24 protein-coding genes and 1 pseudogene are annotated in these 23814 nt (G+C 38.3%); 14 read left to right on the top strand and 11 right to left on the bottom strand.

From position 1 onward, the window contains the following. Nucleotides 1-171: 171 nt before the first annotated feature. Nucleotides 172-846, bottom strand: coding sequence for a hypothetical protein (locus MHH87_RS08960; RefSeq protein ID WP_340748969.1), 675 nt, complete (start codon nucleotides 844-846; stop codon nucleotides 172-174). Nucleotides 847-1372: 526 nt separating this feature from the next. Further along, nucleotides 1373-2977, bottom strand: a complete 1605-nt coding sequence (locus tag MHH87_RS08955) for an ABC-F family ATP-binding cassette domain-containing protein (protein ID WP_340748968.1) — start codon at nucleotides 2975-2977, stop codon at nucleotides 1373-1375. A 282-nt stretch (nucleotides 2978-3259) separates the two neighbouring features. Here MHH87_RS08955 and MHH87_RS08950 point away from each other — a divergent pair, with 282 nt between their 5' ends. The 5 genes from MHH87_RS08950 (at nucleotide 3260) to MHH87_RS08930 (ending at nucleotide 8268) form a co-directional block, all read left to right on the top strand. Continuing rightward, nucleotides 3260-4441, top strand: a complete 1182-nt coding sequence (locus MHH87_RS08950; protein ID WP_340748967.1) for an MFS transporter — start codon at nucleotides 3260-3262, stop codon at nucleotides 4439-4441. 139 nt (nucleotides 4442-4580) lie between these two features. Then, nucleotides 4581-5543 carry a hypothetical protein gene (locus MHH87_RS08945; RefSeq protein ID WP_340748966.1) on the top strand — a complete coding sequence of 321 codons (963 nt, stop codon included), beginning with the start codon at nucleotides 4581-4583 and terminating at the stop codon, nucleotides 5541-5543. Nucleotides 5544-5962: 419 nt separating this feature from the next. Then, nucleotides 5963-6259 (top strand): hypothetical protein, encoded by a 297-nt coding sequence (locus MHH87_RS08940; RefSeq protein WP_340748965.1) that lies wholly within the window; start codon nucleotides 5963-5965, stop codon nucleotides 6257-6259. Nucleotides 6260-6296: 37 nt separating this feature from the next. Then, the gene (locus tag MHH87_RS08935; RefSeq protein ID WP_340748964.1) at nucleotides 6297-7262 is read left to right on the top strand and encodes a hydroxymethylglutaryl-CoA lyase; all 966 of its coding nucleotides are present in this window, start codon (nucleotides 6297-6299) and stop codon (nucleotides 7260-7262) included. A gap of 370 nt (nucleotides 7263-7632) precedes the next feature. Further along, on the top strand, nucleotides 7633-8268 hold the full coding sequence (locus tag MHH87_RS08930) for a pentapeptide repeat-containing protein (RefSeq protein WP_340748963.1): 636 nt from the start codon (nucleotides 7633-7635) through the stop codon (nucleotides 8266-8268). A gap of 99 nt (nucleotides 8269-8367) precedes the next feature. Here MHH87_RS08930 and MHH87_RS08925 read toward each other — a convergent pair whose 3' ends face one another. Then, nucleotides 8368-8910: a helix-turn-helix domain-containing protein gene (locus MHH87_RS08925; protein ID WP_340748962.1), complete on the bottom strand. Its 543-nt coding sequence runs from the start codon at nucleotides 8908-8910 to the stop codon at nucleotides 8368-8370. Between the two features lie 188 nt (nucleotides 8911-9098). On the opposite strand from MHH87_RS08925, the gene MHH87_RS08920 reads away from it, so the two are divergent. From MHH87_RS08920 to MHH87_RS08905, 4 genes are all read left to right on the top strand, one after another. Further along, nucleotides 9099-9353 (top strand): PLD nuclease N-terminal domain-containing protein, encoded by a 255-nt coding sequence (locus MHH87_RS08920; RefSeq protein WP_340748961.1) that lies wholly within the window; start codon nucleotides 9099-9101, stop codon nucleotides 9351-9353. Continuing rightward, complete coding sequence (locus MHH87_RS08915; RefSeq protein WP_340748960.1) at nucleotides 9334-10242, top strand: ABC transporter ATP-binding protein; 909 nt, start codon at nucleotides 9334-9336, stop codon at nucleotides 10240-10242. The genes MHH87_RS08920 and MHH87_RS08915 overlap by 20 nt, the downstream gene beginning before the upstream one ends. After that, a complete protein-coding gene (locus MHH87_RS08910) occupies nucleotides 10239-11018 on the top strand; it encodes an ABC transporter permease (RefSeq protein WP_340748959.1) in 780 nt (259 codons plus the stop codon). The genes MHH87_RS08915 and MHH87_RS08910 overlap by 4 nt, the downstream gene beginning before the upstream one ends. A 393-nt stretch (nucleotides 11019-11411) precedes the next feature. Continuing rightward, entirely contained in the window at nucleotides 11412-12014 is a 603-nt protein-coding gene (locus tag MHH87_RS08905; protein WP_340748958.1) for a LysE/ArgO family amino acid transporter, read from the top strand. A 553-nt stretch (nucleotides 12015-12567) separates the two neighbouring features. On the opposite strand, the gene MHH87_RS08900 is transcribed toward MHH87_RS08905, so the two are convergent. From MHH87_RS08900 to MHH87_RS08885, 4 genes are all read right to left on the bottom strand, one after another. Then, nucleotides 12568-12723 (bottom strand): hypothetical protein, encoded by a 156-nt coding sequence (locus MHH87_RS08900; RefSeq protein ID WP_169786300.1) that lies wholly within the window; start codon nucleotides 12721-12723, stop codon nucleotides 12568-12570. Nucleotides 12724-12782: 59 nt separating this feature from the next. Next, the gene (locus MHH87_RS08895) at nucleotides 12783-13244 is read right to left on the bottom strand and encodes a DUF2691 family protein (protein ID WP_340748957.1); all 462 of its coding nucleotides are present in this window, start codon (nucleotides 13242-13244) and stop codon (nucleotides 12783-12785) included. A 93-nt stretch (nucleotides 13245-13337) separates the two neighbouring features. Further along, a complete protein-coding gene (locus tag MHH87_RS08890) occupies nucleotides 13338-13712 on the bottom strand; it encodes a hypothetical protein (RefSeq protein WP_340748956.1) in 375 nt (124 codons plus the stop codon). Beyond that, nucleotides 13709-13912, bottom strand: a complete 204-nt coding sequence (locus MHH87_RS08885) for a helix-turn-helix transcriptional regulator (RefSeq protein WP_340748955.1) — start codon at nucleotides 13910-13912, stop codon at nucleotides 13709-13711. The genes MHH87_RS08890 and MHH87_RS08885 overlap by 4 nt, the downstream gene beginning before the upstream one ends. Nucleotides 13913-14319: 407 nt before the next feature. Between MHH87_RS08885 and recQ the strand changes: the two genes are divergently transcribed. Beyond that, entirely contained in the window at nucleotides 14320-16095 is a 1776-nt protein-coding gene (recQ, locus tag MHH87_RS08880; RefSeq protein WP_340748954.1) for a DNA helicase RecQ, read from the top strand. Between the two features lie 177 nt (nucleotides 16096-16272). Here recQ and msrA read toward each other — a convergent pair whose 3' ends face one another. Continuing rightward, a complete protein-coding gene (gene msrA, locus MHH87_RS08875; protein WP_340748953.1) occupies nucleotides 16273-16791 on the bottom strand; it encodes a peptide-methionine (S)-S-oxide reductase MsrA in 519 nt (172 codons plus the stop codon). A gap of 191 nt (nucleotides 16792-16982) precedes the next feature. Between msrA and MHH87_RS08870 the strand changes: the two genes are divergently transcribed. The 3 genes and pseudogenes from MHH87_RS08870 to MHH87_RS08860 form a co-directional block, all read left to right on the top strand. Then, nucleotides 16983-17921 (top strand): LCP family protein, encoded by a 939-nt coding sequence (locus MHH87_RS08870; protein WP_340748952.1) that lies wholly within the window; start codon nucleotides 16983-16985, stop codon nucleotides 17919-17921. Between the two features lie 76 nt (nucleotides 17922-17997). Beyond that, nucleotides 17998-19230 carry an AI-2E family transporter gene (locus tag MHH87_RS08865; protein WP_340748951.1) on the top strand — a complete coding sequence of 411 codons (1233 nt, stop codon included), beginning with the start codon at nucleotides 17998-18000 and terminating at the stop codon, nucleotides 19228-19230. A 366-nt stretch (nucleotides 19231-19596) separates the two neighbouring features. After that, a pseudogene (locus tag MHH87_RS08860) lies at nucleotides 19597-19800 on the top strand (IS5/IS1182 family transposase); the annotation flags it as partial. 225 nt (nucleotides 19801-20025) lie between these two features. Here the strand turns inward: MHH87_RS08860 and MHH87_RS08855 are convergent. Both MHH87_RS08855 and MHH87_RS08850 read right to left on the bottom strand, forming a co-directional pair. Continuing rightward, complete coding sequence (locus tag MHH87_RS08855) at nucleotides 20026-20403, bottom strand: VOC family protein (RefSeq protein ID WP_340748950.1); 378 nt, start codon at nucleotides 20401-20403, stop codon at nucleotides 20026-20028. A gap of 198 nt (nucleotides 20404-20601) precedes the next feature. Further along, nucleotides 20602-21762, bottom strand: a complete 1161-nt coding sequence (locus tag MHH87_RS08850) for an aminotransferase class I/II-fold pyridoxal phosphate-dependent enzyme (RefSeq protein ID WP_340748949.1) — start codon at nucleotides 21760-21762, stop codon at nucleotides 20602-20604. A 199-nt stretch (nucleotides 21763-21961) separates the two neighbouring features. Here MHH87_RS08850 and MHH87_RS08845 point away from each other — a divergent pair, with 199 nt between their 5' ends. Beyond that, complete coding sequence (locus tag MHH87_RS08845; RefSeq protein ID WP_340748948.1) at nucleotides 21962-22777, top strand: hypothetical protein; 816 nt, start codon at nucleotides 21962-21964, stop codon at nucleotides 22775-22777. Between the two features lie 24 nt (nucleotides 22778-22801). Here the strand turns inward: MHH87_RS08845 and MHH87_RS08840 are convergent, their stop codons facing one another. Then, the gene (locus MHH87_RS08840; RefSeq protein ID WP_340748947.1) at nucleotides 22802-23599 is read right to left on the bottom strand and encodes an enoyl-CoA hydratase/isomerase family protein; all 798 of its coding nucleotides are present in this window, start codon (nucleotides 23597-23599) and stop codon (nucleotides 22802-22804) included. Between the last annotated feature and the right edge of the window lie 215 nt (nucleotides 23600-23814).

Raw genomic sequence — 23814 nt, 5'->3', positions numbered from 1 at the left:
ACAAAAAAACTGGAAGATCAATTCACTAAGAGACTAACATCTTTATGCAGAAAAATTGATGGAGATTACAAAGATCGGGAGTTTCTCGGTGATATTCGTCTAAACAGGGGTAAATGAATTTATTATATAATAATTAGCAGCGATTTTGTGTTAAACGAAATCGCTGTTTTTTTATTCAAATATCATTTCACTAAGCATGGATTGTACAATATAGGGCTGGTCATCTTCCGTTTCCATTGAGCTGATAGTAGAAATAATACCGTAGCCAGGTGCAAAGTACTTCATTTCTGTTATCCCATCTTTTTCTGACATGAGCACGATTACCTTCGTAAATGTATCGTACGGTGTTTCTTTAACTTCGTTTGTGCTAACAATAGTCCAGTTACCAAACTGTGCGCCTTGCTGCAGCGGTGCCTCAAGCAGCGTAGAAATTGGTTGTAGCGTATCTAGTTCAGCAATAGAGTACTCCGTTTCCTCAACGCTTTCCGTTAGTTGGAAGATACCTTTATCAGTAACGCGGAAGTACTGTACGACGAGGACGGCACCATTATCATATTCAATTCGAACATACTCATTGGAGAGCCATGACGTTTTTTCTGTGTAGCTAGCAAATTCATTACCTATCCCTTCAAAGTAGGCAATTGATTGATCTTCTTTGAAATAAAGCTGCATTGTATTTTGCATGCTGAATGCCAAGTCGTACTCGGAGGCAATGTCTGGAGATTCGAATAGCTGCGAAATGGACCTTGTGCTATTTGCAATTTCTTTTATGCTGGCACTTTTCGATTCAACAGTTTGTTGCTCTTCGTTAGAGCACGCAGCAAGTATAAGAAAAACAAGAATCATGGACTTTCGTATCGTAGTGACTCCTCTCGTCCTAGGTAACCGTGTTTTACTCGTAAAGGGGCAAAACTTATATATTTTTTCACTTCTCGACCTAAAGTCAACCATCTAAAACTTTAGAAATCTTCCTTCCTTTATCGATTTTGTTGATAGTTGTCAGTTATGCATCCTTTTTTCTCATTCTTATTTGTTCTTCTTCAAAAAAGCTCTTCTTCCTCTATCAACTGAACCTTTTTAATGGGTTTATAGCGACTTTTTTGTTTTTTCTGTAAATTTAATTAAATAACAGAAAATAAAACTAAATCATTATATTCTAAATAAATAATTTCTATTCAATTTATCTAAAATTCAGTTTATTTTCTTCCTCACTCAAACAATACTTTTTATAGGCTTGAGACCATTTTCATAACAAGAAAGAAACAACTCGCCCAAAATAGGGCGAGTTGATGTCCTTACTTATGTGGATGGGAAAGTTATACTTTCATATCCACAAAAAAAACCGCCCTCATGTAAGGACGGTTAGTTCAACTTATTTTATTCCTTCTTTTTCTTTCCAGTCTAAGAAATCATCGTAAGTTAATGGTTTATCTAAGATTGACCCATCTTCGCAGATTTCAATAACACGGTTAGCAATTGTTTGAATGAACTGATGGTCATGAGATGTGAAGATCATTGCGCCTTTAAAGCGGATTAAGCCTTCATTTAGTGCTTGGATTGACTCAAGATCTAAGTGGTTAGTAGGTTCGTCTAATAATAATACGTTCGAGTTTGAAAGCATCATTTTAGAAAGCATACAACGTACTTTTTCGCCTCCTGAAAGAACGCCAGGAGATTTCTTTACTTCTTCGCCAGAGAACAGCATACGACCTAGGAAACCGCGTAAGAAGCTTTCTGTTTCGTCGTCTGGAGAGTATTGGCGTAACCAATCAACGAGTGATCTTTCGCCACCAGTGAAGTATTGGTCATGATCCATTTCGAAGTAGCTTTGAGATGTTGTTACGCCCCATTTGTACGTGCCAGCATCTGCTGCACGGCGGTCCATAAGGATGTCCATTAAAGCTGATTTTGCCATTGGACTACCAAGTAAGATAATTTTATCTTCTTTGTTCAATGAGAAGCGCATGTCTTTGAATAGTGTTTCACCGTCTTGAGATGCGGCTAAACCATCAACAGTCAGCACGTCATTTCCGATATCACGACCGATTTGGAAGTTGATGAATGGGTATTTACGGCTAGATGGTTTAATATCTTCAAGCTCGATTTTATCCAGCATTTTTTTACGGCTTGTTGCTTGGCTCGATTTTGAAGCGTTGGCAGAGAAACGTGCAACGAATGCTTGTAACTCTTTAATTTTCTCTTCTTTTTTCTTGTTTTGATCCTGAGCCATTTTTTGAGCTAATTGAGAAGATTCATACCAGAAATCATAGTTACCAACGTAAAGTTGGATTTTCCCGAAGTCCAGATCCGCGATATGGGTACAAACTTTGTTTAAGAAGTGACGGTCATGGGATACAACGATTACCGTGTTTTCGAAGTTGATTAAGAATTCTTCTAACCACTGAATTGCTTTTAGGTCAAGGTGGTTGGTAGGCTCATCTAGTAAAAGAACATCTGGTTTACCGAATAAAGCTTGTGCAAGTAGCACTTTGACTTTGTCAGAACCTTCAAGGTCAGCCATTAGCATATAGTGAAGCTCATCGCCAATACCTAAACCGTTAAGTAATGTAGCAGCTTCTGATTCAGCTTCCCAACCGTTTAGATCTGCAAATTCACCTTCTAATTCAGCAGCACGCATACCGTCTTCATCAGAAAAATCTTCTTTTGCGTAGATCTCGTCTTTTTCAGCTTTTACTTCCCAAAGACGTTTATTGCCCATTACAACTGTATCCAGAACGTTATACTCATCGTACTCGAAGTGGTTTTGGCGTAATACTGAAAGGCGCTCGTCTTTACCCATAGATACGTGGCCTTCTTGCGCCTCGATATCACCAGCTAAAATTTTAATGAATGTTGATTTACCAGCACCGTTCGCCCCGATTAGGCCGTAGCAGTTACCAGGGTTGAATTTAATATTTACATCGTCAAATAATTTACGGTCGCCATAGCGAAGACCTACATTAGATACTTGAATCATGTAAGTTCCTCCTTTTAATTGTTTCGTATTTTGTTTGTAGATTGCTTGAAAAAGATGCGTTGTTAAAACGCTATTCTCTTTTGTACACAATGTTTCTATTATAACATGGTTGCCGTACAATTGAAACTACGGACAACGTGTCATTTCTCGTATCTTCAAGCAAGTCCATCACACATCTAAATTGTTGAATTATAGCAATTTATTCAGGGAACAATATTGTAGTCAGAAGTCTGAAATTATGTTTAACTATCATAATGAATTAGTGAAAAGCGAGGAGCAACTATGCAACAGATGAAAAGTTGGAAATTATGGATTGTGTTCATTGCAATCTTTTTAGTTTCCTTAAATTTACGACCAGCCGTAACGTCAATCGGACCACTACTTAGTACGATTGGTGAGGATCTGGGCGTATCAAGTACCAAAATGAGTTTATTAACATCGATTCCGGTGTTTTGTATGGGGCTTTTTGCGCCACTAGCGGTACCATTCCAAAAAAAATTTGGCTACCGCGCCGCAATTAATGGCTTAGTTTTATGTATCGCGAGTGCGACTTTTGCTCGTATCCTGTTTGATAGTTATATGGGATTAATTATGACAAGCTTTATTGCTGGTTTTTCGATTGCTATTATTAGCCCGATGATTAATGCATTTATTAAAGAAAAATTTGGTGACAAAATGGCTCCAGTAATCGGACTTTATTCGTTTGCTATGGGGGCTGGTGCTACAATTAGTGCAGGACTTACGGGCGTATTTTATAAAATCTTCGATAACAACTGGCCGATTGCACTAAGTATTTGGGGTGTTTTAGCAATTGTAGCGATTATTGTGTGGACAATTGCTGCAGCCAAGAAAGAACCAATAACAGCTGAACATGTTGTGGAAGATGAAGCGCGTAATCCATGGAAAACTAAATCAGCTTGGCTTATTTTAATTTACTTTGGCTTACAAACATCATTATTCTTCAGCTTAACGACGTGGTTATCGTCGATGGCAATGGAGCAGGGGATGACGTTATTAACAGCTGGTTCAGTATTAACAACGATGTCGATTGTCCAATTGATGGGGAATATTGCGATTCCAATGTTAGTTGGCAAATATCCAAACCGTATTAGTTGGCTATTTGGATTAATTACATTAGGGCTGGTTGGCGCACTAGTATTATTTATTGATACAAGCTGGTCAATTTGGTTGGGCGCAATGATTTTAGGTGCCGCATTAAGTGGGTTATTCCCAATTGGCTTAATGTTACCACTTGATGAGGCACGCAATAATCGTGAGGCAAATGAATGGAGTTCCATGGTATTGTCAGGCGGATTCATGATGAGCGCTATTCTGCCGCTTGTTATCGGTGTTGTGTTTGATGCAACTGGCACACATGCCTATACGAAAGTAATTTTTGTTGGGTTATTTATTCTGATGTTTATATCAATTTTCGTCATGCAACAACAAAAACGTCGTGTATAATAGGAGCAGTCCTCGTCATGAGGATTGCTTTTTTTAGTGGATAGGAAAGTAGAAATTTGAGCATATCCGCTTGAGAGAGGACATCATATCGGCCTATTTTAGGGCAATATATGTCTTTCTAAATGGGGTGAATAGTAATATGAATAATAAAGTTGTATTGATAGTCCTTGTCGCCATGTTGTTGACAGCTTGCAGCAATGAAGAAAATTTTTCGGTACGCTCGAACTTTCCGGAAACGACAGAACAGGTTGTGCAAAAGGAGAAAGTGACACCAGCAGTCATCGTATATGGTTTGACGTCTGTTACAAATGGCTTTGTTATTGAGGTGGATGAACGGAAAAAATGGCTTGTGACGATTGCTAGCGCCGTTTCAGAGCATCCAAATGCTTTAGTCGAAACATCTGCTGGTCAAATTTTAAAAGCACAGGTCGTTGCAATTGATGAATCGCAAAATATTGCCATATTAACATTTAAAAATTCGGCAACGATTGAACCATTTACATTAGCTAAGCAGGACGGTTTAAACGAAGTAGTAAATGACATTGGGGCAATTGAACTGACTGCTGACGCGGAGCTTGCTTCACTAACAACAATAAACCATCAGAACGGAAAAGAAGCTCGAACGCTAGTGCAACCTTCTGCGATAAAAAGCTTGTTAGCCGAAGCACAAGAAAAACCGCTCAAATGGCAAGAGCGTTATGCAAAAAATGAGCAGCTATCAAGCTATTCTGTAATTGGAACCGAATTACTAAACAAAATAGAAACCTATGAGAAATCGACATTTGACTATAACCCAGATGCACTTATGGCGTTTGTAGACCGTTATCAAAAGACTTTTAATGACTTTTTACAAAGTGGAGATGATGTGGAGATTTCATCCTATATTGCTTCGGATGATTTACTTGCGCAACTTCAAGAAATTACCGAGTCCTACAAACTAGGAGAGCTTTCTGTGCAGTCAATAAATGTTAGTGATAATTTATACAGCGTGGAATGCAAAACGACACTACAAAATAACGTGGAAGAAAAGGACATTCGTGCGGTATACAAAGTTATAAAAATGAATAATGAATGGAAATTAATTTCTGCAGTTTATGAGTAAACCTGACATTTTGTCGGGTTTTTTTTATTGTTAAGGAAATTAAAAATTTCGCCATGTGGATAACTTTAAAAAAGTAAATGCAACGTCTAGGCTAAAGCGCCAGCCCCTCGAGGTCGCGGTCTGCCCTCTGGCGAAAGTGGTGGAGCTTTACTTTCGCTTCGGGCTCGCGAGCAGCTGTCGGGGCTAAACAGGCACTTTAGCGCTTTTGTTCTTGCCAAAAAAGGAGTAGGAGGGAATGTTGAGCGGAATTTTCGCATATGGTAAATTTTAGATATAATAATATAAAAATAGAATATTCTAGTTAGGAGGCGCATGAGTATCCACATTTCCACGGTTCCTTTATAACGCATTAAAATATTCATCCGGATCAATATTTTTATAAAGTACTAAATAAGGTTGCAATAAGCGCAAATTGTGCGTTGTCCCCAGTATATTTTGGAAGTGAACAAGCCTGCCTAAAATACGGCGGTACCATCGTCATTCAACGGGCTGGTGGGCTTGCGTTAAACGCAGCTGCAGTGGCTAAATCATTTGGTAAAAAGGTGATTGTTATAAACAGTGTGACATCAAGACTCGAGCAAGCTAAAAAATTCGTGGCACATGAAGTGATTATTATAACAGATTATCCGACGCTTTATATTCATATTAATCAAGTGCGGTCTATAACGAGCGGCAAAGGGGCTAGCATCGCGATGGAATTAACGGCTGTGGTTTAGTAAAGGGATCCACTTATTAAAGTCTGGAGGCGCATAGTTGTCTTTCGGAAATATTTCACCCGGCAAGTTGAATCACGCTGCAACAGATTTATTTATTGAAAACCTAAATCTTATTGGAGGTGAGGCTATGTATTTCCCAAAAGAGGTTGAAATTATTGAAGTTGGCCCGCGTGACGGATTACAAAATGAGAAGGTGTTTGTACCGACGAATATGAAGCAAATGTTAGTCGATCTACTCGCCAATACAGGTGTCCAACGAATTGAAACGGCTTCCTTCGTTCATCCACAAGCGGTTCCGCAAATGGCTGATGCACGCGAAATGTCGACGTATAGTAATCAGCGCGGTATAAAGTATTTAGCATTAACACCGAACAGTAAGGCATTAGAACTTGCTATTGAACAAAAGGTACCACAAATTGCTGTATTCGTCGGGGCATCTGAAACATTTAATCAACATAATATCCGCCGGTCGATTGAGGAATCTTTAACAGAATGTACGCAAATGTTTGAACGAGCAAAAGAGCAGGGAATGTTTATTCGCGCCTATGTATCTATGTGCTTTAGTTGCCCATATGAAGGGGATATTCCTTATGCAAATGTGGAACGAGTAGTCCGTCATTTTGTGGAGTATGGGGCAGATGAAATTTCTATTGGTGATACGAATGGACAAGCGCATCCAAAAATCGTCTATGAGCGTTTTGCCAAGCTAAAGGAGCAATTTTCGGATACGACATTTGTTGCGCATTTCCATGATACGAACGGATTAGCGTTAGCAAATATTATTGCCGCGTTGCAAGCAGGAGTTACAAAGTTTGATAGTTCAATAGCTGGTCTCGGAGGCTGTCCGTATTCACTAGGCGCTACTGGCAATGTAGCAACAGAAAAGGTGGTCGAGCTATTCCACCGTATGGGTATCCATACCGGAATTGATGAAAAAGCACTGTATAGAGCAAGTGCTTTTACGAAGCGTTTACTATTACAGCTTCAGCTTAGGATGAGGTGAAACATGTGTTGGCACTGCATGGTATTGTCCAAGTGGAGAATTCTTAACGCAACACTGGTATTGTGTGCAGTATTTAGTATAGCTAATGGAAACTAAACGAATTTACTCATTCGAATAGCTTTTTTCTTGCGACCCTAACATTTAAGAATTTAAATGAGAAAAATATTTAGAACTAATGTTCGCTTTTTGGGGAAGGTGATGATATACTAGAAAAGTACTTTATCACTCTTTGCAATGAATTGGATGATAACAGAAGCAGCTGCAGAAATGAAATCGTTTCGGCAGCTGCTTTTTGTTGTGTATGGAGATTGGCGAAGTTGTGGTAACCTCTACATACGAGTGTTATATAAAGATTGAGGAGGTGTAATAAATGAAAATAGAACAACCGAAATTACCTAAGGAGTTAGTGAGTGCGAGTTTTCAAGATATTTATTTGGAAGAGGATCCTGAACTTAGTCATTGCCACGTATCAAATGCTACTTTTGACTATGAAACGATAGAACGAGTGGACCTATCTAGTATGATTGTGACGAATTCGACTTTCCAGCATACCGCTTTTCCGCGTATACAATTAACGGATGTCGTGTTTGAGAAGTGTGACTTTTCGAATGTGGACTTCAGCCAGGCCAACATCCACAGAGTGCACTTTAAAGACTGCAAGCTGCTAGGTGCTAATTTTACTGAAGGTCGATTAAGCAACGTGTCATTTGAAAATTCCGTCCTTAATTTAAGTACATTTGGGGATGCCAGTTTAAATAAGGTTGTTTTTGAAAAATCCATGTTAAAAAATGCGGACTTTTATAACTGTACGCTCGTTAAAACGGTGTACCTTTCGTGTAATATTGATGGCATTAATTTTGAGGAAACATCTTTAAAAGGTATCGATATTAGTACGTCCGAGTTCGGGGAAATTCAGGTGACGATGGAAAAGCTGCGCGGCTGTGAAGTGTCAGTAAATCAAGCGATTAACCTGGCGGGGTTAATGGGGTTAGTCATTAAAGAATAGTGGGTCTTTCATAAGAGAAAGTAGAAGCGAGTAAAACACTTTGTATGAGTTTTACTCGTTTTTTGCCGAGCTCTCCTGTATATTCTTGAAATTACTAATTCATTGTGGCTTAGGAATAATGTTTACGGCTATCGTTTTCGTTTCGGCATTTTCATTTGAACTGTCCATTTTATAATATTTCAGCATTAAATCGTTTAACTCTTGTTGAAACTGTTGAAACTGCTCGCCTGATAACGTTAATTCTATTAGCGAAAATGTTGAGGTATCTTCAGCTGATTCCATTTTCTCAAGTGTAGCTAAATAATTTTGATATTGTGAGAGTAAAACTAATTGGTAGTTGGAAATATAGTTTAACTTTTTTTCCTTTGATAGACGCTTCAAATCCTCTTCGTTAAGCCGCGCTGCATCCTCATTTAAAGCATAAAATTTTTCAGTAACTGAGCGTACTTTCCGTTCTTTAATGATTTTAATAATATTTTCATCCAATAAAATTTGAATATGGCGATAGAGAGTTGCTTGTGGGACATCTTGAATGATTGTACTCATTTGTAATGTACTTAGGCCAATATCCTTATTTTGCATGAGCACTTGTAAAATTTTCATTCTTACGGGATGCATTAACACTTCCGCTTTACTCCGCATGTATTGTTCCTCCAAACGATTTTAATGTAGTTAAATCAGCAAGTTCTGATCTTTATTTTCAAAAATGAGAACGTTATCAAAAAATATATTATAAATTTCCCGATTTGTACAGCGAAAAAATGGTGGTGCAATTGCCAGTTGTTATTGTTATCATTATTGATAATGATAACAATAAGGTGGTGATTTTTATGCAATTACACTATGGTTTTGAGGAACTAACGCAAATTGATTGGGGAAGTATTTTACCCATCCTTATTCCTTTTTTTCTAATAGCATTTTTATTGATTATGATTGCGTTAATTGATTTATATCGTCATCGAAAGACAAGGGAAAACGTGCTCATGTGGACAATTGTTATTCTTTTATTTAATACAATCGGGCCTATTTTATACTTTGCTATTGGCAGAAAGGAAGTACACGAACATGCGATTAGTAATCGATAATATTACAAAAAAATTTAAACATAAAACAGCTGTAGATCATTTTTCAATGGTAATTGAGACGAATGAATGTGTCGGGCTAATCGGGCCAAATGGTGCTGGGAAATCTACACTTATCCAAATGATTGCAGATATCCTTGTTGCAGATGATGGCCAGATTTTACTTAATGGGAAAAAGATTGCTGCGATGAAACAGAACATCGGTTACTTGCCCCAGTACCCAAATTTCTTTCCTTGGATGACCGCATATGAAACATTACTGTTTATGGGTACTCTATCAGGTATTGGTAAAGACGAATTACAAAGGGATATTCCAAGTATTCTTGAAAAAGTAGGGTTAGCTAAAGACGTTCATAGCAAAGTGGGCACATTTTCAGGAGGTATGAAACAGCGCTTAGGCATTGCACAAGCTCTACTTCATAAACCAGCACTAATTGTAATGGATGAACCTGTTTCAGCGTTAGATCCTATTGGACGAAGAGAAGTGTTAAACCTGCTAAATGACATCAAAAAAGAAACGACCATTTTGTTATCGACACATATTTTAGCGGATGCGGAGGAAATATGTGAGCGTTTTGTTGTTATTAAAGAAGGTAGAAAAATTGAAGATGCTACGAAACTTCAACTGCTTAATCAGAATCAGCAATTTGCTATTTATTTTACGATTCCAAAAGAACATTTCCCGTGGATAAAAAAGGTTGAGAAGTTACCCTATGTGAAAGAAGTTGAACAAGATGGGGATGTTTTTAAAATAGTCGTGCAGGCGTTAGAAGTTGATGCACAGCGATTATTGCAATACGGACTTGACCAAAATATTAGCTTTAGTAAGTTTGAGATTGGAAGAAAAGAAACCCTTGAGGAAATATTCTTGTCATTGGTGGTGGACGTATGAATACCTTTGCTGTTTTATGTAAAAAAGAATTTGCACAAATGATCCGCGATTTCAAAATTATCTGGCTTCCCATTGTATTTATTCTATTAGGACTTACTCAACCCATCATGATGTACTATTTACCGCTCATTTTAACAACGCTTGGTGGTGTAGACGGTATCACTATTGATCCAGCGATGACCAAACTAGATGGGCGTGAGGTGCTTGCATCGACACTGAACTCACAATTTGACCAGTTAGGCATTATCATACTTGTCGTTGCAGTGATGGGCGTGATACAAGCTGAAAAGGCGAGTGGAATGCTGGCATTTATTTTGACGAGACCGGTATCGATTATCGCCTACTTAGGAAGTAAAATTGTCACGCATTATGCATTGGCAGCTGCTTGTATGGCGATTGGGTATTTGGTGTCATATGGATACACGGCATATTTATTTTCTGCAATCCCGATTGCGCATGTTATTTTGGCGTTTGCACTTTATTGTATATGGTTACTGTTTATCATTACGTTCGTGACGATGTTAAGTACAATTTTTAACAGTCAAGCGTTTATTGCATTGCTCAGTATTATCGTTCTTTTACTATGTCGTTTCACAGCAAGTTTACATCCTTTTCTGGAGAATTTCACTCCGGCTAGTAGTAGTTTACGCGCTACAACAATGCTAGTTACAGGGAGTCCAGGACCAGGGTGGTTGATGAGTCTGGTCATGACACTTCTATTTGTGATCATCATGCTAGCCATTACACATTATTGGATTGCGAAAAAGAAGGTTTAATTTGAAAAAACTCCGGTTGGTTAGCGATCATTATTGTAGCACTTTTAACATTTTATTATCCAAAGTTTTGCAACCCAAGAAATTGTAATTCAACCTTGTGATTTAATAGGATGAATTAAAATCTATGTTTTTATTTTGTTGAAAATCTAAAATAGCCGAATTGAATATACAACTTATAAACAAATATGTGCCATTGTCGCTTAACTTCAAATAAGTTGTATCTTAATCTTGCCGATTGAGACAAATCATGTAAAAAAACACAACTCATCCAAAAAAGGGCGAGTTGTGTTTTTCCTTATGTGGATAGGAAAGTTATACAATCTTATCCAATTTTCCATCTAGTCGAACAACCCAACGTATGAGACAATTTTCATTAGAAGGGAAGTTAATTACATGCAACCAATTTTTCACGGTATTATTTTAGCATTTGGCCTTATTTTACCTTTAGGCGTTCAAAACGTGTTTGTCTTTACACAAGGTGTGTCGCAACCGAGCTTGTTAAGGGCGTTACCTGCTGCAATTACGGCCGCCATTTGCGATACAATTTTAATTGTTTTAGCGATTCTTGGCCTATCCGTTATCGTTTTACAGTTTGAGTGGATCCGTCTCATCTTACTTGTTGGCGGGATTATCTTTTTACTTTATATGGGGAAGGTCATTTGGAGCTCTGGTGCTGCGAGCTTAGAAGGGAAAGAAGCATTGCCAATTAGGAAACAAATTGTGTTTGCGCTGTCCGTTTCTTTGCTGAATCCACATGCCTTGCTTGATACAATTGGTGTCATTGGGACAAGCGCTTTAAAATATAGCGGGCAACAGCAAGTATTGTTCATGCTGACGTGTATCGTCGTGTCTTGGCTCTGGTTTTTCGGACTTACGATTGCAGGGGCACTTCTAAAGAAAATGCAAATCGGCGCGGCTGTGTTTGTGTTATTTAATAAATTATCAGCTGTATTTATATGGGGAACAGCTGTTTATTTACTCATTAGTTTGTTTTAAAATTACATTTGAAAAGTACACTTTCACATTCGCTAAAAAGAGGCGTGACAATCACTCTTGTCACACCCCTCCCAATATTTATTAAGAAGCGGCCATTAACTTACTAAAATACGCTGCATGAGCAAATTAAGTTATTTTGCAAAATGATCCAAGTACAGTTTTAGAAGAAGCCGTAGATCTGAGTTATTTCGCTTCATACCTAAACGAATGCCATTGTTAGTTTGCTTATTGGGGTCCGACAGAAAAACGCGAATTTAAAACGTTAAGAAAAATAGCTCCTTATGCAATATTTTATGCAGAATGTGCGTTAGTGCATTTTTCACTAGAAATAGCAGATTCCTTATCCTACAAGGGCTTCAATCGTAGTTGTATAAAAAGATGCATAACAACCGCAAACAAGAAAAAGCTCGAAACGCTGATATAACAGTATTTCGAGCTTTTTTGTGTACTACCAAACTTTCATTTGGGAACGTTTTTGGGGTAACTTTTGTATGCTTTATAAATCATTGTTGCAATAAAACACAGGTTAATTTATTGACTCTAATTTTTATGTCTATTCTTTACAAAAATCTACAAATTTTTTTGCCTGTATTAAGGACATACCTGTTTGCTCTCTCAAAAACTTCACCGCTTTAATTTCACCGACTGACTTTATTTTCTCTTTTACTAAGGCAATCAGTTCCTCATTATAGATTTTAGTATAATCCATTTTTTCGCCCCCTCGTGTAATTAAAGTTTAACATTCCCAAAGCGGCGTTTGGGAAAATTTTAAAAAGCTATCAACGTTGTTCTTGTATCATTTTCATCTGTAATATACTCTATGTTTTCGTAACCGACACTTACTGCTTTAAAGAAAATATGATTGAGAGTGACCTGATCTTTTGAGTAAATGGTTACATATGAGGAATCGACTATTAGTAATACAAACTGACACTCACTTTCAATAAACTCTTGATATGTTGCAACTTTTCTTATATCTTCCTTTTTGGTAAACCCTTTTAAATCAACAAATATAAGATAATAATCTTCTTTTGAAATTTCCTTATAAAGTTTTTTACCATCGAATATGCAGGAAGTTGGAAATAATGAATTACCTAGTTGATTATTATCGATAAAATATGATTCTCCATTACCAATTTTCCAAGTAAATTCTTTTATATTAATGCCTTCTAGTATTTCAAATAAGTATTTCCCATAAGTGTTGGGAATTTCAAAAGATATTCCTCTCATATTTAATCTCTCCATCTCGTTTTAATTTACCTGCCGCGTTAGTTAAAATAAAACCTTCCCTAACCATCGTTTGGAACCGATTTAACAATATGTTTAATATTTTTTTGCATAATAAACCATGTTTAAAAAGACAGTAGAAGTATATAAGGCCATGAATAGTGATAATACGTGAAAGGCAGCAAGATTTATACTTGTGATAGGGTTGAAGATCATCATTAAAATAACTGCAAAACCAATACCCCAAAAATAACTAATATATATGGCGCGTTCTCGAATTTTTTGTGCTCGCTCATCTTTTGTAGCAAAGTGGGGTGTTAAATAGGCTAAACAGAACGCCATAATCGTTAAAGCAACTGCCATTAATGATTCTGGAAACTTGCCTGAAAAAATATAAGCGCCATTAACTAAAAGTGCATTTACTAGCATAGTGAAACCTAAAAATAAAAAGATTGCTCTTTTATTTTTCATTGATTGTCCTCCTCATAAATAAAAATATCTTCAATATGACAATTAAATAGACGAGCTAATTTAAATGCTAGTGTGATTGAAGGATTATAACGTCCTTTTTCCAAAGATATAATGGTTTGCCTAGAGACGCCTAACTTTTTAGCCAGTACATCTTGAGAAAAATCATACCTTGCACGTAAGTCCTTAATATTATTTTCCATTGTTTCACCTACCTGAAAGTAAAGTTAACTTTACTTTACGTAAAAATAAATTTACATTTTATGTATAATAATGTCAATGCTTAATTATCTTAATAAGTAAAACGCTACCAAACAGATGTTTTGGTAAATTTTTTACTTACTGTTGTAAATCCGTATTTTTATGACGAGACCCCTTATTGAATAGTTTCACCGCGGATTTGAAGATAGTGCAGAGGCATTGAGAAAGCAGCTTGCATCGATAACTATTTCAATCAATTATAATTTTATTATGTAAACTAAAATATTAATAAGGGAATTTGAATATTTCGACAACATTAATAACTATATTATGTAAACTAAAACCTACAACTCGTTCCACTCACAAATCATGTATAATGGAAGTTAACTATATTAAAAGTGAGGACAATATGATCGGACAAGCACAACAACAATTAAAAACGTACTTCGGCTATGATTCTTTCCGCCCTGGTCAGTCAGAAGTCATTGAAAATGTTTTAAACGGACAAGACACATTAGTAGTAATGCCTACAGGTGGCGGGAAATCCCTTTGTTATCAAGTGCCAGCGCTATGTTTAGAAGGCACAACAATCGTTATTTCACCACTCATTTCCTTAATGAAGGATCAAGTAGATATGCTCGTAACAAGTGGGGTACACGCGGCATTTATTAATAGCTCGCTCAAGTTTGATGAGGTGCAAGATGTTATGTACGGCGTGCGCAGTGGACGCATAAAATTGCTATATATTGCACCAGAGCGTTTAGAAAATGATCATTTCTGTATGGAGCTTGCGCAAATTCGTGTGCCACTCATTGCGATTGACGAGGCGCACTGTATTTCGCAGTGGGGACATGATTTCCGTCCGAGCTACCGGGCAATTCATAAAATGCTAGGGCTATGGGAGCAGAAGCCGACTGTTATTGCACTGACTGCAACTGCGACAGAGGATGTATGTGCGGATATTTGCGAGACGCTTAAAATCGAAGCGGATAACACCTTTATTACAGGCTTTGCACGCGAAAATTTGAAGTTTTCTGTCATGGCAGGTGAGAGTAAAGATACGTTCGTGAAAAACTACGTGAAAAATAGTCCAAATGAGGCTGGTATTATTTACGCGGCGACACGAAAATCGGTGGAAGCGGTCTATGAGATGTTGCGTAAAGCCGGTGTTGCCGTGGCAAAATATCATGCAGGGCTATTTGAGGAAGATCGAACGTATGAGCAAAACCGCTTTTTAAATGACGAGGTGCAAGTAATGGTCGCAACGAATGCATTTGGGATGGGCATTAATAAAACCAATGTGCGTTTTGTTTTGCATTACCAAATGCCGCGCAATATGGAGAGTTATTATCAGGAAGCAGGACGTGCAGGGCGTGACGGCTTACCGAGTGAATGTGTGTTGCTGTATTCTTCATCGGATGAGCAAACACAGCGCTTTTTAATCGATCAGGCACAGGACCGGTCGCGTATTCCTTTTGAGCTAACAAAACTTCACAAGATGATTGATTATTGCCATACTGAGCAGTGTTTACAACGCTTTATTGTTAAATATTTTGGCGAGGAAAATGCTGCTACTTGTGGGCGATGTGCGAACTGTGTTGATGAGCGCCCGAAACAGGACGTAACAGAGGATGCCCAAAAAGTATTATCTTGCGTCGTACGGATGGGGCAAAAATTTGGTAAGCAAATGACCGCGCAAGTTCTTGCTGGCTCAAGAAGCAAGAAGATACTGGAGTTCGGCTTTCAAAAGTTACCTACATACGGCATCTTAAAGCCTATGAATGCAAAAGAGATTGCTAATTTCATTGAGTTTTTAATTGCGGAGCGACTAATCCTTGTTAGTAACGGCCAGTTCCCCACGATTTTCATTTCGGACGAAGGGAAGGCGATACTGCTCGGAAAGGAAAAGGTATACCGAAAAGCCGCTCGTCCTGTGAAAGCCGTTGTTGAAGAAAATGATCCACTATTCGAGGCGCTACGCAAAATTCGTAAAGAAATTTCAGAACGTGAAGGCGTACCACCATTTGTTGTGTTCTCTGATAAAACGCTTCGTGATATGTGCGAAAAGCGTCCAATGAATGACATGGAGTTTTTAAATGTAAGCGGTGTCGGTGAAAGCAAGCTTGAAAAATACGGAGCAGCCTTTATTGAGGCAATATGCACATTTAACAAACAAAAGAGCTAAAGTGCCTGCTTAGCCCCGACAGCTGCTTGCGAGCCCGAAGCGACCTCGAGGGGCTGGCGCTTTAGCCTAGACGTAGCATTTACTTATTTAAATGTTATCCACATGGCGGAATTTTATAATTTCCTTAACTATAAAAAAATCCTGTGAGATCGACTAATCGATTTCACAGGATTTTTGCTATTTCTCCCAGTGCGCGTTAATAAACTCATCACGGCCACTGATGGCACGGTCTTCCTTGTAATGTGACTCTTCTTTTTTGTAGTAATCTTGATGATAGTCTTCAGCAGCCCAAAACTTTTCTGCTGGACAAATCTTAGTGACAATCGGTTTTTTAAAACGTCCACTTGCTGCTAAATCCGATTTTGAACGCTCTGCAGCAAAACGTTGCTGCTCATTATGTGTGAAAATAACGGTTTTATATGATTCTCCGCGGTCGTGGAATTGACCACCGTCATCTGTCGGGTCAATTTGTATCCAATAAATTTCAAGTAGACGCATATAAGAGAACCGTTTTGGGTCAAACTGGATTTCAACAACTTCCAAGTGTCCAGAGTCACCGTGTTTTACGTCTTCATATGTAGGGTTTTCCACATGACCGCCCATATAACCGGACGTAACTTTCTCGATGCCATCCCACTCTGCAAACGGTTTTACCATACACCAAAAACAACCGCCTGCAAATGTTGCTTTTTCCATAAAATCACTCCTACATAAAATATGTAGTATTGTATCACTTCCTTTCTATGTGCACAAATGAGAAATTAGGCTTGATTTTGGTACGAAATGCTACGTATAAAAGGACTTAGTAGTATAATAAGGCAAATGTGATGGAACTAATAAAGTATAGATGACGTCTAATTAGCACGAATTAAAAAGGAGTTTTGATTATGGAAGAAGAAATACGCCCTACAAGGTATAAGAAAAAACGGTTACGTAAGCGCCGTTTCATCTCAGTAGTACTACTCATACTCATTGTAGCGGTAGCCGCATATGGAGTTACGCAGTATCGTAGCGGCCTGCAGCATGCGAGTGAAACAAAGCTACCGAAAGAAGATTTTACAGCAGATGAAAATGTAAACAAAATCGAGAACTATTTAATTTTAGGTGTGGATAGCCGTGGTGAGGAAAAATCACGTTCAGATACGATGATGCTATTGTCTTGGAACCGCGATACAAATGACATGAAGCTGGTGTCATTTATGCGTGATATTTATGCCGAAATCCCAGGTTACCAGTCATATAAATTGAATACTGCCTATTATTTAGGCGGGGTACAGCTCTTAAAAGAGACATTAAATAATATGTTTGATATACCCATTCATCATTATGCACTTATTGATTTTAAAAGCTTTGAATCATTAATCGATATTTTAGCACCAAATGGCATTGAAATAGAAGTTGAAAAAGATATGTCTGAAAATATTTATGTTGAGCTAAAACAAGGTGTGCATAAGTTAAATGGTCAAGAATTACTAGGCTATGCACGTTTCCGAGCGGATGCAGAAGGGGATTTTGGTCGTGTAGCACGTCAACAAAAGGTAGTTGAAGCATTGAAAAATGAGCTACTAGCACCGGGTAATGTAAAAAATCTACCCAAATTTGTTGGCGCAGCGCAAGGCTATGTGACGAGCGACTTAACGAGTGCTCAGGAGCTAAAAACAGTATTGTCAGTTGTTGCAGGTGGAGCTGTCACAATTGATAAAATGTCTATTCCTACTGAAGGCACATATACATTTAATAGTTACCGTCACGCGGGATCCGTAATTGAGCTAGATGTGGAGCAAAATAAACAGCTTCTACATGATTTTTTACAATTAGAGGAGTAACAATCCGTTTACGGACCGTTTTTACATGTTAAAATAGAAATAGTAGAAAATTTGGCAATTTGTTGAGGTGATTTTTTTGGATAAAGAGATAGAGACAAATGATGGGAAACGATTACTACAAGAAAATTCGAATCTCTTTTCGACACGGTTCATCCGCTTTCTTGGCGGCAAGAATTTATTATTTTTACTGCTAGTTACACTACTAATTGGCTGTGTCATATTTATATTCGATAAAATTTCGTTTATATTTGAACCACTTCATGTAATGTTTGAGGTCATTATTTTACCAGGGGTGCTCGGCGTAATTTTGTTTTACTTGCTAAGACCAGCCCTACGTCTACTCATAAAATGGAAGGTTCCACGTATTTGGGCAATTCTTCTTATTTATTTAGGACTAATTGGGATTATAACGATGCTGGTATTACTCGTGTATCCGTTCCTGCGAGATCAGTTTACGAATTTAGTACAAGAGTTTCCAATTTATTTTATGGCAGTCGTCGAAAATTTTGTGTCCTTCGTCAACAACTCACGCTTTAATGAATATTTTGAGACAATTAATTTTAACTACGATGAAATGCTAACAAAATTTACTGAAGATTTAGTAACGACGGTAAAGGATACAATGTCGAATATTGCATCAGGTGTAGCTACCGGTATTACAGGCTTCGTTTCAGCATTAACAGGCATTGTATTATCCCTTGTTATTGTACCGTTCATTTTATTCTACTTATTGTATGAAGGCGAAAAGATGCCGAAATTCATTTTACGTCTATTCCCACCGCGTATGCGCAAAGGCGTTGGCGAAGTGTTACATGATATGGATAAACAAATTAGCTCATATATTCAAGGGCAAATTTTAGTATCATTTTGTATTGGTGTTATGATGACAATCGGCTTTTTAATTATTGGGCTAGATTATGCCCTACTACTAGGTTTCCTGGCGATGATTACAAGTGTTGTGCCGTATTTAGGACCAGTTATTGCGATTACACCCGCTGCTGTAATTGCGGTTGTTACGTCACCGTTTATGCTGCTGAAGTTAGCAATTGTCTGGACCGTTGTGCAGTTAATCGAAGGGAAGTTTATTTCGCCTCAAATTATGGGTAAATCATTACATATCCATCCAATTACGATTATCTTTGTTCTCCTTATAGCAGGTTCATTATTTGGCGTAGCAGGTGTTGTATTAGGGATTCCAGGCTATGCACTACTAAAAGTATTAGTTACACACGGCTATCGTTTATTTAAAGAGCGTTATAATCTTTTCCAAACAGATCCATCTAATGTATATGAGAAACGAAATGAATAATAGATAAAAAAAGCAACCTCCTTATGCGAGGGCACTGAAAAAGTCCTCAAAGGTATTTCAAAGCGAGTAATTGAACGATAAATCGTTCAATTACTCGCTTTTTAAAATTGGGGAGCCGTTGATTTGCGTTCCAGGCGGACGCGTTCCGCCGGCATGGCCTCAGCCTCCTCGGGCCAACACGATGTTGGTCACGAAGGCGTTGCCACAGGACGTGGCGTTCTTAGCCTTTGTTCCTAAATCGCTCCTGCGGGGTCTTCACCTCATGCTATTCCGGCTGGAGTCGCCGCCTTCCACTCCAATCAACTAGTATCTGCTTATTAGGAAAAAAACTTTCTTTTCCTCTTTAAGAAACATCCTTTTCAGTAGATAAGAAAAGCGCGTACAAGGAAGAAAGACCAAAATACTAATCAATCGCTGACGTTTTATTTTGACATCGAAAAGTGTAAAATGTGTCCACTGAAAGAGTGCTGTTATAAGGAAGGCGACAAAAGCAAAACGTATTCCATCACTATCAAATCCACTGAACACGAAGAACAGGCTGGTTTCCAAGAAACAGAGGAATTTAAAGATCTACATCATCAGCTCTGCGCACAGAAACAAGAAAACTTCATCGAACAAGCTGTTAAGGATGGTATCATTCAGGAATCGCATTTGAAGGGCTTACAGAATGGCGTAATGACAACGGATCGTTTGGTAGGGTTGTATATTACGATTTAACAACGACGAACTGCTAAATAAACGACAGAGACCAGCAAGGCTAATCTAGCCGAGCTGGTCATCTTTTATTGTTAGAACTTAATAATTTGAAACTTCGATTAGATTCCCATCTGGATCACGAATATAGACAGATGTGATCGGACCCACTGCGCCTGTTCTTTGTATTGGCCCATCTTCAATTGGAACGCCTAACTTATTAAAATGGTTTATCACATCAGATAAAGAAAAGTCAGTAATTAAACATAGATCAGCACTGCCTGAAGTAGCTTTATCTGCCTTTGGTTCAAATTCTTTGCCAACCTCATGTAAGTTTATTTTTTGTTGCCCAAAACTAAGCGCTTTTCTACCTTCACCAAACGTAACGATACCCATTCCTAAGACTTGTGAATAGAAAATACATGTTTTATCTATATTTTGAACAGTCAGAACTAAATGATCTATATGCGTTATTTTCATATTTATCCTCCATAAACTGGTATTTAATTTCACATTCATTTTATAGATTATTAAATAATTGGATAGTACATGCCAAAATAATGAAAAGCCACTCAGTGAGTAACTTACTGGAATGCTGCATCCGATTTATAAGTGTAAAGAATCTTCGGTATGTTATCTGAATTAAAGTTCTCAAAATTAATTTTGTCGACTTTTTCTTTATTGAATTGTTTTTAATTTTTCTACGGCTTGTTGTAGCTTGTCTACACTTTGTACAAGCGCTAAACGCACGTAGCCTTCACCTGCAGAGCCGAAAACGGTACCTGGCACCATAATAACCCCTGTTTCTTCAATCGCTTTATAGGCGAATGTGACACTATCTAGGTCATATGGGTATTTTGCCCACACGAACATGCCACCGTTACTTGGTGCAACTTCCCAACCGATTTTAGTTAAACCGTCCATTAATGTTTTATGACGCTCAGAGAATGTTAGACGTAACTCGGCTGTTACTTCCTCTGCGTGATCTAATGCAAGTGCGGCTACTTGTTGAATTGGCTCGAAAATGCCAAAGTCTAAGTTTGATTTTAGTTGTTTAATAATTGATACCATTTCAGCATTGCCGACTATGTACGCAATTCGAGTGCCTGCTAAGCTAAAGCTTTTTGATAATGAGTTAATTTCAAGGCCCACTTCTTTTGCTCCGGGTGTTGCGAGAAAGCTAATCGGTGCATCGCCTGTAAAGTAAAACTCAGAATATGCCGCATCATGTAACACAATGATGTTGTATTTATTTGCAAATGCAACAACTTCAGTAAAGTATTCAAGTGATGGCATTGCTGGTACCGGATTGCCTGGTAAGTTTAAAATAAGCAGCTTGGCCTTTTGTGCAATGTCCTCAGGCACAGCATTTAAATCTGGCAAATAGCCGTTTTCCTTCGTGAGCGGCATGTAGTACGGTGTTGCACCTGCTAGATGGATGCCGGCATCATACGCAACATAAGCTGGATTTGTTGTTAACACAATGTCCCCTGGGTCACAAAAGGCAACAGGTAAGTGAACAAGACCTTCCTGTGAGCCAATCGTTTGGACAACCTCTGTTTCTGGAATTAAATCAACACCATTTACTCGTTTATAATAGCGACAAACTGAGTCGTTAAATTTTTGTATTCCTGTTAACGTATAGCCGTAAGAAGAAGAGAGACTCGTCAACTCTGACATACGTTGACGTAAACGTTCAGCAGGGGGAATGTCTGGGCTTCCTAAGCTTAAATCAATTAGCTCCATGCCTTTTTGCTGCTGTAGTTTTGCGAAGTTCTTTAAGTCGCTAAAAATAGCTGGCGCAAAAAGCGACATTTTCTTCGATGGTTCAATAATCAACTGTAACACTCCTTAATTACTTTCAAATGTAAGCATCATTCTATCATAATAAAGCAAGAGGAGGAATGGATATTCAGAAAAAAGAATTTATTCATAAAATATAGCGAAAGGTGGCGGCAGTGTAGAATAATCGCAGGTGTAGCTATTCGTCAAAACACTTTCAATGTATTACACTTAATAGCACTGAGGGAGGAATTTTATGTTGATCTATTCATTAAGTGGTCCAAGTGGAACAGGCAAAAGTACGAGTGCCTTGCAGTTTGCTCATACGTATAATATTGACGCGATTATCGATGACGGACTGCTTATTGTGGGTGGTGAGAAGCGAGGGGGAACGTCGGCGAAATTTGAGAAAAATACAGTAACAGCAGTGCGTCGGGCGATCTTTCAGGAGGACTGGCATAAGGAGGATGTCAAAAAAGCGCTAGCGGAGGCTAATGTGGCTGCATTACTTATTATTGGCACATCCGATAAAATGACGAAGAAAATCGCGAAACGTTTAGAACTTGGAGATATAGATCATTTCCATTATATAAACGATGTGCGTACGAACCGTGAAATTCAAATGGCGCGCTTTATCCGAGAAACACAAGGCAAGCATCTCATGCCAATACCTCATAGACAGGTAGAGCAGAACTTTTTTAACCGGCTCATTCAAAAGGGCGTGGATATTTTCTCGAATAATCGGGAAAAACTTGGTGAAACAACTATTGTTCGTCCTGATTTCCATCAAGAAACGATTAATATTGTGCGCTCTGTATATGTGGATGTCATTACCTATACAGTGGAGCAACATCCCTATGTGACTAAGCTTGATAATCTGCAATTTACAATGGTGACATTACCGCGTATTAGCTTAACACTACATATTGCAGCTCCAGTAAACTATGATGTGGGAACACAATTGAAAGGTTTACAAGCCCAAATATCACAGCAGTTCTTCCTGCATTTTAATATTGAGCCTGACACGATCAATATAACGGTCAAAGGTACTGAAAAGAAAAATCGCCTGTAAGCTCCACAGGCGATTTTTGTTAACTTATTTTGTATTACGTGTAAACTGTGGCTGACGCTTTTCAACAAATGCGCGTACCCCTTCAGTAAAGTCCGTTTGTGAGACGAACGGCGTTGAACCTGTCCATGATTCTGGAGTTGAGTTCACGCACTCTTTCACAGAACGTTTGACGGCGAGCAACGAATCTGGAGACATCCCAGCAACTAATTTTCCTATACGGATTGCAAATTTATTTAAATCTTTCTCAGCAACTAAATAATTGAGCATCCCTGCTTTATATGCTTCCTCCGCTTTGTACATCCGACCAGTGAAAACGAAATCCTTTGTCGCAGAAGGGCCGACTAAATCAACTAGGCGCTTTGCAAACTTGTTATTTAATGTAATCCCTAATTTTCCAACAGGAATGCCCATTTTCGTTTTTTCTGACCCAATGCGGATATCACAAGCTAGCGCAAGCTCTAATCCAGCCCCCATCGCAGGACCATTAATGATTCCAATTGTTGGAATGGGTAAATTTTCAATCGTCGAAATCGTTTTTTCCATATGGAGAAACGCTTCCTCCGCTTTATCTAATGAAATAGAATTAAATTCCTTAATATCCGAGCCTGCAGTAAAGTTCTCTCCAGACCCTCGTAGCAGTAGCACTTTGTTTTTCGGATTTTCAAGTGTTTGGAGCGCAATCTTTGCGAGCTGATCCCACATATTTGCGGTTAACGCATTTTTCAATTGCGGGCGGTGGATTGTAATGATCGCAAGTCCTGCTGTTTCCTGATAAATAATTTTCGCTTCCTCGGCTTCGAGCCTCGTCGTACGCACTTGCATCGTCAAAATTCCCCCTAAATCTGTATTTCGCTCATTATATCCTACTATAACTAAGTGTCACACTATTATGTGAATATTCAAGTAAAAAGAGTCGGCGTACAGAAAAAACAAGAATAACAACGATTTTGCGCGGCTAGTCGTTAGTTATGCCAGAATACTAGTTTCGCGTCCCTAATTAAGATAAAATCCCTTACTGTATAGATGCTCAAATACAA

Source organism: Solibacillus sp. FSL H8-0538 (genome assembly GCF_038003525.1).
GTDB lineage: Bacteria > Bacillota > Bacilli > Bacillales_A > Planococcaceae > JBBOPI01.
Note: the sequence above shows the minus strand (reverse complement) of the source record. Positions and strands in the feature narration are given on the sequence as shown.